Annotated in this window: 17 protein-coding genes; 6 read left to right on the plus strand and 11 right to left on the minus strand. The window is 41.2% G+C overall.

Annotation, left to right across the window (positions count from 1 at the left end; translation table 11 throughout):
- Nucleotides 1–2: 2 nt before the first annotated feature.
- Genes FAX86_RS08810 through FAX86_RS08820 form a run of 3 tightly spaced genes read left to right on the plus strand, consistent with a single transcriptional unit; the run spans nt 3 to nt 2,541 of the window.
- Entirely contained in the window at nt 3–944 is a 942-nt protein-coding gene (locus FAX86_RS08810; protein ID WP_144392954.1) for a sodium-dependent bicarbonate transport family permease, read from the plus strand.
- Nucleotides 945–961: 17 nt separating this feature from the next.
- The gene (purE, locus tag FAX86_RS08815) at nt 962–1,444 is read left to right on the plus strand and encodes a 5-(carboxyamino)imidazole ribonucleotide mutase (protein WP_144392955.1); all 483 of its coding nucleotides are present in this window, start codon (nt 962–964) and stop codon (nt 1,442–1,444) included.
- Nucleotides 1,444–2,541, plus strand: a complete 1,098-nt coding sequence (locus FAX86_RS08820) for a 5-(carboxyamino)imidazole ribonucleotide synthase (protein WP_144392956.1) — start codon at nt 1,444–1,446, stop codon at nt 2,539–2,541. The genes purE and FAX86_RS08820 overlap by 1 nt, the downstream gene beginning before the upstream one ends.
- Nucleotides 2,542–2,615: 74 nt before the next feature.
- Here FAX86_RS08820 and FAX86_RS08825 read toward each other — a convergent pair whose 3' ends face one another.
- From FAX86_RS08825 to hslV, 11 genes are all read right to left on the minus strand, one after another.
- Nucleotides 2,616–2,960, minus strand: a complete 345-nt coding sequence (locus tag FAX86_RS08825) for a hypothetical protein (RefSeq protein ID WP_144392957.1) — start codon at nt 2,958–2,960, stop codon at nt 2,616–2,618.
- A 322-nt stretch (nt 2,961–3,282) separates the two neighbouring features.
- On the minus strand, nt 3,283–4,047 hold the full coding sequence (tatC, locus tag FAX86_RS08830; RefSeq protein ID WP_144392958.1) for a twin-arginine translocase subunit TatC: 765 nt from the start codon (nt 4,045–4,047) through the stop codon (nt 3,283–3,285).
- Nucleotides 4,044–4,559 (minus strand): Sec-independent protein translocase protein TatB, encoded by a 516-nt coding sequence (tatB, locus tag FAX86_RS08835; protein WP_144392959.1) that lies wholly within the window; start codon nt 4,557–4,559, stop codon nt 4,044–4,046. Before tatB ends, tatC begins: the two co-directional genes overlap by 4 nt.
- 9 nt (nt 4,560–4,568) lie before the next feature.
- Nucleotides 4,569–4,793: a twin-arginine translocase TatA/TatE family subunit gene (gene tatA, locus FAX86_RS08840; protein WP_144392960.1), complete on the minus strand. Its 225-nt coding sequence runs from the start codon at nt 4,791–4,793 to the stop codon at nt 4,569–4,571.
- A 58-nt stretch (nt 4,794–4,851) separates the two neighbouring features.
- Entirely contained in the window at nt 4,852–5,187 is a 336-nt protein-coding gene (locus FAX86_RS08845; RefSeq protein ID WP_144392961.1) for a histidine triad nucleotide-binding protein, read from the minus strand.
- Between the two features lie 148 nt (nt 5,188–5,335).
- Complete coding sequence (gene ubiB, locus FAX86_RS08850) at nt 5,336–6,967, minus strand: ubiquinone biosynthesis regulatory protein kinase UbiB (protein ID WP_144392962.1); 1,632 nt, start codon at nt 6,965–6,967, stop codon at nt 5,336–5,338.
- Between the two features lie 38 nt (nt 6,968–7,005).
- Complete coding sequence (locus FAX86_RS08855; RefSeq protein ID WP_144392963.1) at nt 7,006–7,617, minus strand: ubiquinone biosynthesis accessory factor UbiJ; 612 nt, start codon at nt 7,615–7,617, stop codon at nt 7,006–7,008.
- A complete protein-coding gene (gene ubiE, locus FAX86_RS08860) occupies nt 7,618–8,364 on the minus strand; it encodes a bifunctional demethylmenaquinone methyltransferase/2-methoxy-6-polyprenyl-1,4-benzoquinol methylase UbiE (protein ID WP_144392964.1) in 747 nt (248 codons plus the stop codon).
- Between the two features lie 12 nt (nt 8,365–8,376).
- Nucleotides 8,377–8,766, minus strand: a complete 390-nt coding sequence (locus FAX86_RS08865) for a gamma-butyrobetaine hydroxylase family protein (protein ID WP_144392965.1) — start codon at nt 8,764–8,766, stop codon at nt 8,377–8,379.
- 102 nt (nt 8,767–8,868) lie between these two features.
- Nucleotides 8,869–10,209 (minus strand): ATP-dependent protease ATPase subunit HslU, encoded by a 1,341-nt coding sequence (gene hslU, locus FAX86_RS08870; protein ID WP_144392966.1) that lies wholly within the window; start codon nt 10,207–10,209, stop codon nt 8,869–8,871.
- 26 nt (nt 10,210–10,235) lie between these two features.
- Complete coding sequence (gene hslV / locus FAX86_RS08875) at nt 10,236–10,781, minus strand: ATP-dependent protease subunit HslV (RefSeq protein WP_144392967.1); 546 nt, start codon at nt 10,779–10,781, stop codon at nt 10,236–10,238.
- Between the two features lie 150 nt (nt 10,782–10,931).
- On the opposite strand from hslV, the gene FAX86_RS08880 reads away from it, so the two are divergent.
- The 3 genes from FAX86_RS08880 (at nt 10,932) to FAX86_RS08890 (ending at nt 14,802) form a co-directional block, all read left to right on the plus strand.
- The gene (locus FAX86_RS08880) at nt 10,932–11,168 is read left to right on the plus strand and encodes a TIGR02647 family protein (RefSeq protein ID WP_246128532.1); all 237 of its coding nucleotides are present in this window, start codon (nt 10,932–10,934) and stop codon (nt 11,166–11,168) included.
- Between the two features lie 236 nt (nt 11,169–11,404).
- On the plus strand, nt 11,405–14,296 hold the full coding sequence (rapA, locus tag FAX86_RS08885) for an RNA polymerase-associated protein RapA (RefSeq protein ID WP_144392968.1): 2,892 nt from the start codon (nt 11,405–11,407) through the stop codon (nt 14,294–14,296).
- 296 nt (nt 14,297–14,592) lie between these two features.
- Nucleotides 14,593–14,802 carry a cold-shock protein gene (locus tag FAX86_RS08890; protein ID WP_144392969.1) on the plus strand — a complete coding sequence of 70 codons (210 nt, stop codon included), beginning with the start codon at nt 14,593–14,595 and terminating at the stop codon, nt 14,800–14,802.
- The last annotated feature ends 123 nt before the right edge of the window (nt 14,803–14,925 follow it).

Here is a 14,925-nt window from a genome sequence, read left to right on the forward strand (position 1 = left end):
TTATGAGTATTGATGCGGTTGTACTCTTTTTCATTTTTGGTGCGGTTATTCGAATTTTGAAAGTAGACTTTCAATTTCCAGAAAGTCTTTCTCGCACGTTAATGCTCATTTTGCTTATTGCAATAGGTCTAAAGGGTGGTATCGCATTAAAAGAACATGCCACGTTTGAGCTGGTTATCCAAGGTGTTGCGGTTATCGCAATTGGAGTGGTAATTCCTTTAATTGCATTTCCTATTTTAAGATTTTTTGGTGGAATAGATACAACCAATTCGGCGAGTATTGCTGCGCATTATGGTTCTGTAAGCGTTGGTACCTTTGCGGTGGCGATTGCAATTATTGATTCTCTTGGCATTCCTTATGAAAGTTATTTTGCTCTCTTTGTTGTATTACTTGAAATACCAGCAATTATCGTAGGTATTTTTCTCGCACAAAAGCGCCGTGAGAAAGGAGAGTTAAGTACGTTGATCCATGAGATGTTTCTCAATCCAGGCATTGTCTTTATGTTAGGTGGATTAATAATCGGTGCTGTTTCAAATGATAGCATTAATTCTATTATGCCTTTATTCAAAGGATTGTTCAGTGGCGTACTTGCACTCTTTTTACTAGAGATGGGAATTATTGCTGCAAGTCGTTTGAAAGAGTTAAAAAAGAATGGTCTGTTTATAGTGGCATTTTCTGTTTTTATGCCAATGGTTGGAGCTTTAATAGGCGGAGCCGTTGGTCATTTTGTTTTATCAATGTCTACTGGTGGTGTTGCATTACTTGCTGTATTAGCAGCAAGCTCTTCATATATTGCCGTACCCGCGGCGATGCGAGTCGCTTTACCAAGCGCAAATCATAGTATGTCTATTGCTGCGAGTTTAGGCGTTACTTTTCCTTTTAATGTATTGGTGGGTATTCCAATTTATATATTGTTGGCCCAGGTACTTAGTCAAAGTCTTTAGTTTTAGGAGCAAATAAAATGAGCGAAGTTAAAGTCGGAATTATCATGGGCTCTCAATCCGATTGGCCAACTATGAAACGTGCGACTGAGTTGTTAGAGACTTTGGGCATCGAATATGAAGCCAAAGTTGTTTCGGCACACCGAACACCTGATCGTCTCGTTAAATATGCGAAAAGTGCTTCTGAAAAAGGAATTAAAGTGATTATTGCTGGGGCAGGTGGTGCTGCTCACTTACCAGGAATGGCAGCTTCGATGACTGAATTGCCTGTCATTGCGGTTCCTGTTCAAAGTAAAAGTTTAAAGGGATTGGATAGCTTGTTATCGATTGTTCAAATGCCAAAAGGCGTTGCTGTTGCGACTCAAGCCATTGGAGAACCTGGGGCATTCAATGCGGGCTTAATGGCATCGCAAATTTTGGCGCTTACGGACAATGAAATTAAGCAGAAATTAGTTGACTGGCGTGCCAGCCAAAGTGACTCGGTACCTGAGGAGGTGGAGTAATGCATATTGGAATTTATGGTACTGGTCAGTTAGCGAGAATGATGGCTGAGGCTGGCCAATCATTAGGAATAACTTTTAGTTTTGTAAAAACTCCGGGCGATGACTCTGAATCTATAAAAGGGTTGGGTAATGTCGTAACGTATTCTGGTCACGAGTCTGCTAAAGCGATCTTTGATGCACTAGGGTCGCCGCAAATTGTAACTGTAGAGAAAGAAGATGTTGATCTTCGTTTATTGAGTAATTTGAAAAATTATTGTCGTGTAGCACCTGATCCGCAAGCCGTTTCAATTACTCAAAATAGACTCGAAGAAAAAACATTTATAAATAATCAAGGTATACCCACAGTGCCCTTTGCTGAGGCTTCATCACCTGACGATGTTTTAGCTTCTATCAAAAATCTTGGTTTACCAGTTGTGATTAAGTCATTAGAACAAGGCTATGATGGAAAAAATCAGTGGACCATTAAAACTGAAGAAGATATCGATAAGTTTGTCTGTCAATTTCCGTCACAACCTTTAATTGTTGAAAAGTGGGTTGCGTTTGAAGCTGAAGTTTCAATGATCGCTGCACGATCGCTTAATGGGCATGTTGCGTTTTACCCGTTGACGGAGAATAAACATCAAAATGGTATTTTGTTGACTTCGAAAGTGCCAACTTTACAGTTTGAAAAAGCATTTGAGGAAAAAGCAAAGTCTTATTTGGATAAATTGTTGACTGAGCTTAACTATGTTGGTGTTTTAGCGATGGAGTGTTTTATTGTAGACGGCGAGTTACTCGTTAATGAATTAGCTCCCCGAGTTCATAATAGTGGGCATTGGACCCAAGCGGGAACTAGTTGTAGCCAATTTGAAAATCATCTGCGAGCAATCATGGGAATTGTATTAGGTGATACGGAATTAAAAACATCGACTGCAATGTTAAACTTATTAGGTAAACAAGTAGCCGAGCGTGATATTAAGTTGCCCAATGCGCAATTGCATTGGTATGACAAAGCTTGTAAACCGGCAAGAAAAGTCGGTCATATAAATATTCAACACAGCGAGTATTCAGAACTTGAAAGAAATCTAAATGATCTAGAAAAGCAAATTTACCAATAGGTTTTTGGTTACTACTCACTGTTTTTAGTTGCAACTGCCTGAGCTTTAGAAAAAGACTCAGGCAGTTGTCAATGTTAAACTTCCAAGGTTGAGTCAGGCATCGACTTAACTTTTTTCCCTTTTCGACGCTTCATTTTTTGCGTCAAATTAAAGCATGCTTTAGTAAGGGCTAAATCGACAGCCGCAGCGAGGTTTTGTTTGCGGTTGGTAACAACGATAGTTGAAGATACAGTGCTTTCTATGATGACTTTACAAAGCTTATCGGGACCTCCCTTTGGTCCATTTACATCCTTAACGTTAATCAGTACTTTATCAATTTTATCTTCGACTCTGGAAAACACTCGTCTAGCACGTTTTTTAATATTTTCTTTTGCCAAAGAATTCAAAGTTATATTATTTGATTGGATGCTCAAGTACATAATTTCTTTCCTTCTTATTAAGCTTTATTTATCTTTAGATGCCCGTTTTTTCATTTTGTTCCAAATAAATATATGGGACCGACACAGATTTATTCAAGCGATATTTGTGTTTATTATTAAGATTCGTGAACGAGTCGAAAGTAGGATGGAACGGTCGTATTATTTATTATAATTAGAGTCATGTTTACCTAGGTTGGCAATGGTTTTTAGATCGGTCAATTGTTTAAAGCTTTGAGGTGAACTGTCGATTTTGATAATTGGTCGGATGACTAAAACATATTCTTGTAGTATCTATCCAAAATGAGAATTAAATGGACAATCGTTAAGATGACTCTGCTGACTTATCTTGTGTTTTTTGTGGCTTTATCCACAAAGCAAAAATGATGCCGAGTTCAAACAAGAGCCACATTGGTAGAGCTAGTAATGTTTGAGAAATAACATCCGGTGGCGTTAAAAGCATTCCTATTACAAACGCACCAACGACGATGTAGGGGCGTTTTTCTTTAAGTGTTTCTACTTTTGTTGCGCCACTCCAAATGAGTAACATGACTGCGATGGGTACTTCAAAAGCTATTCCGAAAGCAAAAAAAAGTTTTATCATAATATCCAGGCTATCACTCATGTCGGGAATATAACGAATACCTTCTGGAATTACCGATGGAAAAAATTTAAACATGAGTGGAAAAACTACGTAATAACAAAAAATCATCCCCACATAAAATAAAACGACGCTACTGGCGAGTAACGGAATCGCAAGCTTTCTTTCATTTTGATAAAGAGCGGGTGCAATAAAAGCCCAGGCCTGATGCAGTACAACAGGAACAGCCAGAAAAAAGGATAATACTAATGTCAGTTTGAACGGTGTGAAGAAGGGCGCTATAACACTCGTTGAAACCATTTCACTACCATCGGGCAAGCTAGCCATCAATGGTTGAGAAACAAATAAATATAAATCGTTGGCAAAATAGATGAGGCCCAAAAAAATCAGGAATATTGTGGCAACAGCTTTGAGTAATCTGTTCCGCAACTCAACGAGATGTGCAAGAAGAGGCATTTCCTTGTCACTGGTATGTTGTTGTTCGCTCATGTATTTGACTGTTTTTTCGTTGGTTCGGGATGAATCGTATTTTCTGATGATGAGCTATTAGTTGGCTTTTCCACGGCTCTGTCATCGGATGTCTTTTTGTCGGTTGAGCTGTTAGTTGGTAATGGCTCGAATTCTACGGGATTTTCACAACCTGACATTTCTTCTATTTCTTCTTTGTCTTTATTGGCATCCGATTCGTTTTGCTCGTTCATCTCTTTATAGAACTCAGCCTTCGACTCTTCGATTTGACGTTGCGTTTCTTCTGTCAGGTCGTCGAGCGGACGAGCATTCATGAATTGGTCCATCCTTTGTTGTTGCTCTGCAAGTTGCCTTTTGAGCTCGTCAAGTTGAAGCTCTCGGTCAATTTCACTTTTCACCGAGTTAAATGTTCTGCGAGCTTTGCCGATCCAACGCCCTACCGTTCTTGCTGCAACAGGCAATCTTTCTGGGCCTAATACGATAAGCGCAATGATCGCGACGAAAGTGAGCTCTAAAAAGCCGATATCGAACATGAGAGTTGCTTATTTATTTTTCTGTTCTTCTTTAGTGACTTCACCTTCGATAATGTCACCTTCTTGTTTCTCAATTTTTTCCGAAGGCTTATCGGATTTATCGTCATCGCTCATGCCTTTTTTAAAGCCTTTTACAGCCGCACCAAGATCTCCGCCCATATTACGCAGCTTTTTAGTTCCAAATAACAAAATGACAATAAGTAAAATAATTAGAATTTGCGTCATACTAAACATGTCATGTACCTCTCAATCACTCTTAAGTGATAAGTGTAATTCAAGTAAATCGGCTCTATCATGCGAAGGGCATGGGGCCGCCGCCTAAAATGTGATAGTGAATGTGGAATACTTCCTGTCCACCACCTTTTTCGGTATTTAACACTGTGCGAAAGCCAGCGTCGAGCCCTAATTGCTGAGCAATTTTAGGAATGGTTAGCTGAATGTGAGCTAACAACTCTTTATCTTCACTGGAGGCTTCTTTTAACGATCGAATATGCTTGCGCGGCACAACCAACACATGGACTGGTGCTTTAGGAGCAATGTCCTCGAAAACGTAGATATGCTCGTCTTCGTAGACTTTCTTTGAGGGTATTTCGCCATCGATAATCTTGCAAAATAAACAATCGTTCATGCCAAGTACCTGTTTTTCGTCGAGTTATCGGTTTATGGTAACTCACCACTTATTATCATACCAAATTTATATAATGGGCGATTGCGATTTTTGAAAAATGATACTCAGAGTGTGATAGGTGAGATGTTTTGTAAGATTGATGACAGATTTATGCATTTCTAATTGCCAGAATAAAGGCTATTCCAGCTGCTGACAGACTTCCGTAACATTCTTGTAACATGCTATTGCTCAATAAAAAGCCAGATAACAAGGTTAAACTTGCGCCGATCGTTAGCCAGGTTGTCATCTTCCGTCGCTTATTTTGTTCGTTATTAAGACGAGTTAATTCAGTGAGTAGCTTATCGAGTTTATGTTGGGAGTGTTCACTTTGCTCTAAAAAGGCTGAAAATTTTTCGGGCATTTCTGGAAGCTGTTCAATCCAGGTTGGCCACTTGTTTCTCATTTTTTTGAATATTGCTTTTGGACCAAACTGTTTATTTGTCCATTCTCGCAAATAAGGTTGCGCGGTTTCCCACAAATCAAGCTCGCCATAAAGCTGGCGACCCAATCCTTCAATGTAAAGAAGCGTTTTCTGCAGAAGCACCAATTGCGGCTGAACTTCCATTTGAAAACGACGGGCGACCTGAAACAGCTGGATCAAAAAGTGTCCAAAAGAAATTTCCGATAACGGCTTTCCAAAAATCGGCTCACAAGCGGTTCTAATTGCCGATTCAAAAGCTTCAACAGGAGTGTCGGCGGGTATCCAGCCCGATTGGATATGAAGTTCGGCAATTCGTCGATAGTCGCGATCAAAAAAAGCGAGAAAGTTGTCAGCAAGATAGCGTTTGTCTTGCTCACCTAATGTGCCCATGATGCCGCAGTCAATACCAATGTATTTAGGCTTTTGTGGATTTGAAACATCGACAAAGATATTGCCTGGATGCATATCGGCATGAAAAAAACTATCGCGGAAAACTTGGGTGAAAAATATTTCGACGCCTCGGTGTGCCAATTCTTGCATGTCCGTTCCGGCAGCCTTTAAACCTTCGACATCGGCTATAGGTATTCCACTGATTTTTTCTTGCACCATTACTTTTTCGCGGGTGAAGTCCCAGTAGACTTGCGGGACATACAACAGGTCACCTTCAATGAAGTTACGTCTTAGCTGCATTGTATTGGCGGCTTCTGTACGTAAATCGAGTTCCGCATAAATAGTTAACTCATAGTCGCTCACTACCTGCCTGGGTTTAAAGCGTTTGCCTTCTGGAAAATGATCTTCAAACCAGCCAGCGAGTTGTTTAAGTAACGCAATATCACGGGCAATTTGTTTGCGAATACCTGGGCGAATTACTTTTACGACGACACTCTCTCCAGAGTGTAATGTTGCTTCGTGAACTTGTGCCATAGAAGCTGAGGCGATGGGGCTGGAAGAAAAGCTCGAAAAAATGGAGTCGATTGGCTGACCCAGTTGTGACTCAATACGTTGAGCAGCGACTGATTCGTCAAAGGGCTTTACTTTGTCTTGCAATAACATTAACTCCCGGGCCAAATCATCTGGAATGAGATCGCGGCGAGTTGATAACATTTGTCCGAACTTTATAAAGATAGGTCCGAGTTCAACTAAAGCCTCACGTAAACGTTGACCACGGGGCTTTTCTTTTTCTGTCGCTGACGTTAAGGCGAATAATTTGAGTGCTGGTGACCAGCTGCCCATTGGCGTTAAGCTTAAAAACTCATCGAGACCATGTTTAATCAATGTTCGATTAATTGAAAAAATACGTGAGAAGTTTTTAAGTGCCATTCGTTTTCTTTTTTAGTGTTTAATTAAGAATGAAAAAATTAAAGTTTAGTGTTTAATTTTTCGATCCGACTCGCCAAGCGGTCGATATCACTTTTTAAGTCGTCAAGCTCATTATAAAACAGTTCAACTTCGATAGGAGAAGGTGACATATTAGCTTCTTCTCTCACGTACTCACTGACATTCTGTTGTGCGGTAATAAAGAAATTTTTAAGCGTTTTGTGTGCTGAACGAACAAAGTTTCCTGCGTGATGAGCGACAATATCTCCGGTATATTTTGAAAGCTCTTCTTCCCAGTCAACATCAATGGATTGCCAAAAGGCTTGAAAAAGTTGTGCAGTACCAACTTCACCTTCAAAGTGGATGTCGCCTTTAAATAGAGCGTCGCCGCCATGTTCTTGTCGAGCCATATTAAAAAAGGCAAAACTGGTACCACTGAGAGTTACCTGACTCGGAGCTTCGACTTGCGTATCAATAGCAATTGATTCTTCATTAAAATCAAATACATAGGTTAAATTCCAGTCAGTTAACTTTATCGCAACGCGTTTTTGGATTAGCGGTTTTCGTTTCTCGGAAATTTCAGGGTCAAGAAACACCCAGTGATTGATCACTTTTTCCAGTGCTGATGCGGTGACCAAGTTAAGTGTTAACATTTAGTATTTAAATCCACGGTGTAGGGCGACAATTCCACCTGTAAGATTATGATATTGGGCTTCATCAAAGCCAGCGGTTTTCATCATTTGCTTTAATGTTTCTTGATCGGGATGCATTCGGATAGACTCTGCCAGATATTGATAACTTTTAGCATCATTAACAAGCAGCTTACCCATTGTCGGTAATAATGTGAAAGAGTAAGTGTCGTATACTTTACTGAGCAACTCATTTTCTGGTTTAGAGAATTCGAGAACCAACAGTCGGCCACCAGGTTTTAAAACGCGGTACATACTTTGGAGTGCTTTTTCTTTGTCGGTAACGTTTCGAAGACCAAAACCTATGGTGATAATATCGAAAGTATTCTCTTCAAAAGGCAGGCATTCGGCATTGACTTGAGCAAACTCAATTCGACCGCCATATCCGCTATCAATTAACTTATCTCGGCCAACGTTAAGCATCGACTCATTGATATCAGCAAGAACAACACGCCCATCAAGGCCAACTTTGTCGGCAAACTTTGCTGCCAGGTCTCCAGTGCCACCTGCAAGATCAAGAACTTGTTGGCCTGGCCTAACACCACTCATTTCGATAGTAAAACGTTTCCACAACCTGTGAATACCCATCGACATGACATCATTCATCAAGTCGTATTTGGACGCAACGGAATGGAAGACATCCGCTACCTTTTTTTGCTTTTCTTCTCGATCAACTGTCTCATATCCGAAGTGGGTGGTTTTATCGCTCATAGAGAATCTTCTTTACTCAACTTTTTTATAAGGTGCTTTTGAGGTTTGTGGAGTTCTTGAGCCGCCTTCTGTTGCGAGACGGTTTAAATAATGCTCCCAGTTTGCCTCAAAGTTATCGCCTAAATCGCGTAATGTGTTCCAAGTATACAGCCCAGAGTCGTGACCGTCATCAAAGGTCAGTTGGATTGCATAATGCCCGACGGGGGTGATTTTTTGAATTTTGATGTGTTGCTTCTCAGTGATCAACTTCATTGGTCCTCCACCATGGCCTCTGACTTCGGCTGAAGGCGAAAAAACACGCAAGTATTCAGCGGTCATTTCATATGTTTTATCGTCGAATACCACTTCGAGTCGTTGGCTTTTTTGGTGGAATTTTATATCGCGAGGAGGATTTGTTTTCATCAGAGTGTCTCGCTGGTGTTGGCGAATGAGTTGCCTAGGGTGTTGTTGATAGTTAAAGCAAGCCGTTCGAGAGTGAATCCCGCGAACGGCGAACGCTTTATACTACAGAATAAAACGACTTAAATCTTCATCATCAACTAAGTCTGATAGTTGTTTGTCGACATAAGCAGCATCAATGGTAACGTCCGACTTCTCTTCCGAAGCGGTGTAACTGACTTCTTCTAAGAGCTTTTCCATTACCGTTTGTAGTCGGCGAGCACCAATGTTTTCAGTTCGTTCATTGACCTGCCAGGCTATCTCAGCAATGCGCTTAATGCCAGAATCGTCAAAATCGATACTTCGCTCTTCGGTTGCCATAAGTGCTTTGTATTGTCGTGTTAGAGAGGCATCTGGTTCTGTTAAGATGCGAACAAAATCTTCGACAGTCAGTGCTTTTAGCTCGACGCGAGTCGGTAGTCGGCCTTGCAATTCTGGAATAAGGTCCGATGGTTTTGCCAAATGGAATGCGCCAGATGCGATAAATAGAATATGATCGGTTTTGATCATTCCGTACTTCGTACTTACCGTGCTGCCCTCAACGAGCGGTAGTAGATCTCGTTGTACTCCTTCGCGAGAAACATCGCCACCAGAAGTGTTTTCGGATCCTTTTGCAACTTTGTCAATTTCATCTAGAAATACGATACCATTTTGTTCAACTGCATCGACGGCATTGTTTTTCAAATCGTCCAGGTTGATCAGACGCTCAGCTTCTTCTTCGCGAACCATTTTGAAGGCGTCTTTAACTTTCATTTTACGGCGTTTGGTTTTTCCTGGCGACATGTTTTGAAACATGCTTTGTAACTGGTTTGTCATTTCTTCCATACCAGGAGGTGCCATGATTTCAACGCCAACTTGGGGCGCTGACACTTCAATCTCAATTTCTTTGTCGTCTAGTTCGCCTTCGCGCAGTTTTTTGCGGAATAACTGACGCGTGCCGTTGGATTCTTCTTGAGGCCGTTCATCGGTATCAAAACCCATCGAGCTGCGAGCGGGCGGCAATAATGCGTCAAGAATACGCTCTTCTGCAGCATCTTCGGCTCTGGGCTTAACACGTTCTACTTCTTGTTCACGTAACATTTTGAAAGCAGAATCGACCAAGTCGCGAATAATGGATTCAACATCGCGTCCAACGTAACCTACTTCGGTAAATTTAGTCGCTTCGACTTTGATGAAAGGAGCATTGGCAAGTTTGGCCAATCGACGTGCGATTTCTGTTTTACCGACACCCGTTGGGCCAATCATCAAAATGTTTTTGGGAGTAATTTCGTTGCGTAATGAGTCGTCGACCTGCATGCGGCGCCAGCGGTTACGTAGCGCAATTGCGACTGCTCGCTTGGCAGAATCTTGGCCAACGATGTGTTTGTCCAACTCATGGACTATTTCTCTTGGGGTCATCTGAGACATAATAATTCGTTAACTCTTTGGTTTAATTAATCTTCTAGTACTTCGATCGTCAGGTTCTGGTTGGTATAAACGCAGATGTCACCAGCAATTTTTAGTCCGTTTTCGACGATTTCTTTTGCCGTCATCTCGGTATTTTCAATGAGTGCCTTGGCTGCTGCCTGGGCGAAAGGCCCTCCTGATCCTATCGACAATAGCCCGCCATCGGCTTCTGGCTCAATGACATCTCCATTACCTGAAATAATGAATGAATGATCTTTATCAGCCACTATGAGCATAGCTTCCAGGCGTCGAAGCATTCGGTCGGTTCGCCAATCTTTCGCCATTTCTACTGCTGCACGAAGGAGTTTACCTTGATGCATTTCGAGCTTTGCTTCAAAGCGTTCAAACAATGTGAACGCATCGGCCGTCCCGCCAGCAAAGCCAGCGATAACTTTGTTGTGGTATAAACGTCGAACTTTTCGCGCATTGCCTTTCATTACTGTATTGCCAAGAGAGACTTGTCCGTCTCCGCCAATAACCACTTGGCCATTACGGCGTACTGAAAGAATGGTGGTTCCTCTAAATTGTTCCAAAATGAGCTCCTGAGGATTTTTGGGCTTAACAATGGGATACATAGTGGGGGTCTGAATAATAAATTCAAGGTACTTCGCGAATTCATTTTGGTGTGGAGACGGCGTTCGAGCTATAGTTGGTGAAGTCTAAAAAGAATAAAGGTTGTTTCTATGCCAATTGACCAATCGATGGTAGATGAATTGAACATGCTCGTCAGGTTTAATTTGAATACCTTACAAGAAGGTTTGAAAGTTCATTCAAATGCAGATATTCGCATCATAGAAGCAACCCTAAGGTTGTTTCAGAAAAAACTTATCACTCAACCAGATGGCGGTTATTTAACCGATTTAGGTCGTGAGGCTGCAGAACATGCAGACGCATTGTTGAGTATCTTGTGTTCTAATTAAAATCGAGCTGTTTTAGGTGTTTTACACTTGGCTCAGATCGCAGTCACTCATATTTTGAGATAGCGAAATATTAAGTAAGTCGCGATTATTTTTTTGAGATGAGTAGAAGGAATTTAGAAAGTGTTGCTTTTGTGGAATTCAAGGAATAAAGATAACTCAAATTCACACTTTAAATTATCCCTCGCAGTGGTAGAATGCGCGGCCATTTCCAGTCCAAGTTATTATCCAGTTTAATTATGAATTCTGTAGTAGTCGGTCAGCGTTGGATCAGTCATAACGAAGCAAATTTGGGACTGGGTATGATCCAGTCTATTGAAGGACGGCGAATGGAAATTTATTTTCCTGCCGTTAATGAGTCTCGCCATTATGCCATCGATAATGCTCCGGTCAGCCGAATTATCTATCAGCCTGGAGACCAAATAACGGACATGGACGAGCAGGCCTATCAGATTACGGAAGCCATTGAGCATCAAGGTTTAATGATTTATGCCTGTGAGGATGTAGAGGGCAATTCGCATAAATTATCTGAGCTTCACTTAAACTGTTATGTCCAATTTAACGCTCCAGACAAACGTTTGTTGAATGGCCAACTCGATAAAGAAGAGGCTTATCAGCTGCGCTACGACACTTTCTTACAGTTAGAGAGACTTAATCAAAGTTCTGTTAGTGGATTGCTAGGTTCTCGTGTGGAGTTATTGCCTCACCAGCTTTATATCGCTCACGAAGTTTCTAAACGCCAGGCGCCGCGTGTTCTTTTAGCCGATGAAGTTGGATTAGGTAAAACGATTGAGGCAGGGATGATTTTGCATCAGCAACTGCATACTGGCCAATCGTCGCGAGTGCTTATACTGGTACCTGATTCGTTGGTGCATCAGTGGCTGGTGGAAATGTTACGTCGGTTCAACCTACGGTTTGCACTGTTTGATCAATCTCGATTCGCCGCATTGAGTGATTCACCAGATGTTGATTTAGATACTGGTGAAGAAGTAAATCCGTTCGAAATGGAACAACTGATTATCTGCAGCATGGATGAACTCATGAAGCGTTCTGATATGCAGGATAAATTAAAACAAACTCAATGGGATTTGTTAGTTGTTGATGAAGCTCATCATTTGCATTGGAACCCTCTTGATGAGGGCGATAATGAAGACATCGAACAACCGACAGGAGACGATTACAAACTTGTCGAAATGTTAGGTGAGAAAACGGCAGGATTATTGTTATTGACGGCAACCCCAGAGCAAGCTGGAGTCGAAAGTCACTTTGCGCGTTTAAGATTGCTTGATCCTAATCGTTTTCATGATCTTGAGGCTTTCAAACAAGAGTCTTCAATTTACAGTCAGCATCAGTCTCTTATTAATCTTTTGGCAAATGATGATGAATTGTCAGTCGCGGATATTAAACCGTTGCTATTGGAGTTGCCTGAGCTAGAGACTTTAATTGACTCAAGAGATGTTCTAACCGATGTTGAAAAGCAAAAGTTATTAGATCGACTTATCGATCAACACGGCACTGGACGAGTTTTATTTCGTAACACTCGTTCTGCTATGAGTAACTTTCCTGAGCGACAGCTTCATTCTTACCCACTTCCTTGTCCTGAAATATATACGCCTGATGACGATGACCCGATGAATCTTGGTCAATTGGGATTAACTCCTGAAATTGAATTGGTTCCCGAAGTTTGGTTACCTCGTGATCCACGTGTCGAATGGTTGTTGCAAAAGCTTACTGAGTTGAAAGGTGAAAAAGTACTTGTGATTGCGCACCACGCATCGACGGCTTTGACCTTGCAAGAGCACTTTAGTAAAAAATATGGATTGCGGTGTACCTGTTTTCATGAAGGATTAAGTTTATTTGAGCGTGATCGATCCGCGGCTTATTTTGCTGATCGTGAAGAAGGTGCTCAAGTAATGTTTTGCTCAGAAATTGGTAGTGAAGGTCGCAATTTTCAGTTTGCGCATCATATGATCTTTTTCGATTTGCCAAATAATCCTGATTTGGTAGAGCAGAGAATTGGCCGACTGGATCGTATCGGGCAAACAGAAACAATAAATGTTCATGTTCCATTTTTAACCGGCGCCTCTCAAGAGGTCTTATTCCGTTGGTATCACGAGGGGCTGAATCTTTTTGAAAAGAGTTTTAGTGCCGGTTATTCGGTTTATGAAAAGTTTCATAGTCAACTGACTCATTGCATGGAGCACCTTCAGGATTTACCCGACGAATTAATTGAAGCGACTCAACAAACGGTTGCGGAAATACATCGACAAATGGAAGCTGGGCGAGATCGTCTCTTGGAGTTGAACTCGTGTCGACAACCGCATGCTAATCAACTTGTTGAGCAGCTCGAGGAAGAAGAGCAAGCTAACAGATTGGCTAGCTATTTTGAGCGGTTGTTGGAAGAGTTTGGTGTTGAGCAAGAAGATCATTCATCTTTAAGTTGGGTTATTCGTCCAAGCGATCATATGAAACACTCTTATTTTCCAGGATTGAAAGAAGACGGCAATACCGTGACCTTGGATCGGTTAAAGGCTTTATCTCGTGATGATATTGAGTTCCTATCCTGGGAGCACCCTATGGTTGTCGAAGCGATGGATATGATGATCAAAGGTGATGCTGGAAATGCTGCCATGACGACCATTTCCGTGAAAGGGCTTAAACCCGGCACATTATTGCTGGAGAGTTATTTTACATTGCAATCGATAGCGCCTAAACATCTGCAGTTGCACCGTTATATGTCGCAAGCTCCAGTTCGATTATTGGTTGATGTAAACGGAAAAGATTTATCTCAAGTTGTTAGTCATGACGCCTTAAATGGGCTTAGCCAACCGCTTAAACGTAAAGTTGCCCGACAAGTTATTCAACAAGTAAAACCTCAAGCTGAAAAAATTATCGAGAAAAGCGATGCAATCGCACAAGGTCAGGTGGAATCACTAAAAGCATCTGCTATTGAAAAAATGCAGTTAATTTTAGGCAGTGAGTTAGCGAGACTCGTTGACTTACAAAAAACAAATGCCAGTATTCGTAGCGATGAGATTGAGCGTTTAAAAAAGCGAATAGAGCAGTGTGAGTATCATATTCGAAAAGCATCTTTACAGATGCAAGGTTTAAAGCTGGTCGTAGCCAGTTAATCTATCTTTTTCTTATCGAAATTAAGTCATGTTGACTTATCGTAAAGCAGGCTTTTGAAAGGGAGTCTGCTCAGTTGATAGCTTGATTAAAAAATAATCTAAAATATTCTCGACATTCGGTTCGCATTCCTGTAAAGTTCGCCGCAGCAAGAAAGAAAGTCTAATTCTTGAAAACCTACATTTCGCTGTTTTACCTGTAACACTTCGTCCTGCAGTTTTCTAAGTTCCAGTCTAGCTTTCGAAGCTAAAGACGCCGTAAGGCAAATATTTGTTTAAATTTCAGGATGTTAGTTATTATGTCAGATACAGTTAAAGGAACCGTTAAGTGGTTCAATGAATCTAAAGGTTTCGGTTTCATCGAGCAGCAGGGCGGTCCAGATGTATTCGCTCATTTCAGTGCGATTAACGGTTCAGGATTCAAAACTTTGGCAGAAGGCCAAGCTGTTGAGTTCACTGTAACTCAAGGTCAGAAAGGTCCACAAGCTGAGAACATTGTTGTTCTATAATTAGCTGAGACTTTTCTTATCTTAAAAAGGCGTGTTAAAAACACGCCTTTTTTGTGTCTGATTGATTTTGATATCACAGAAAATAAATATTCTTTCCATTGTCTTTGCCCATTTCAATTTCGA

Origin of the sequence: Pleionea sediminis, assembly GCF_007570825.1 — a bacterium.
In the GTDB taxonomy this organism is placed as follows: Bacteria; Pseudomonadota; Gammaproteobacteria; order Enterobacterales; family Kangiellaceae; genus Pleionea; species Pleionea sediminis.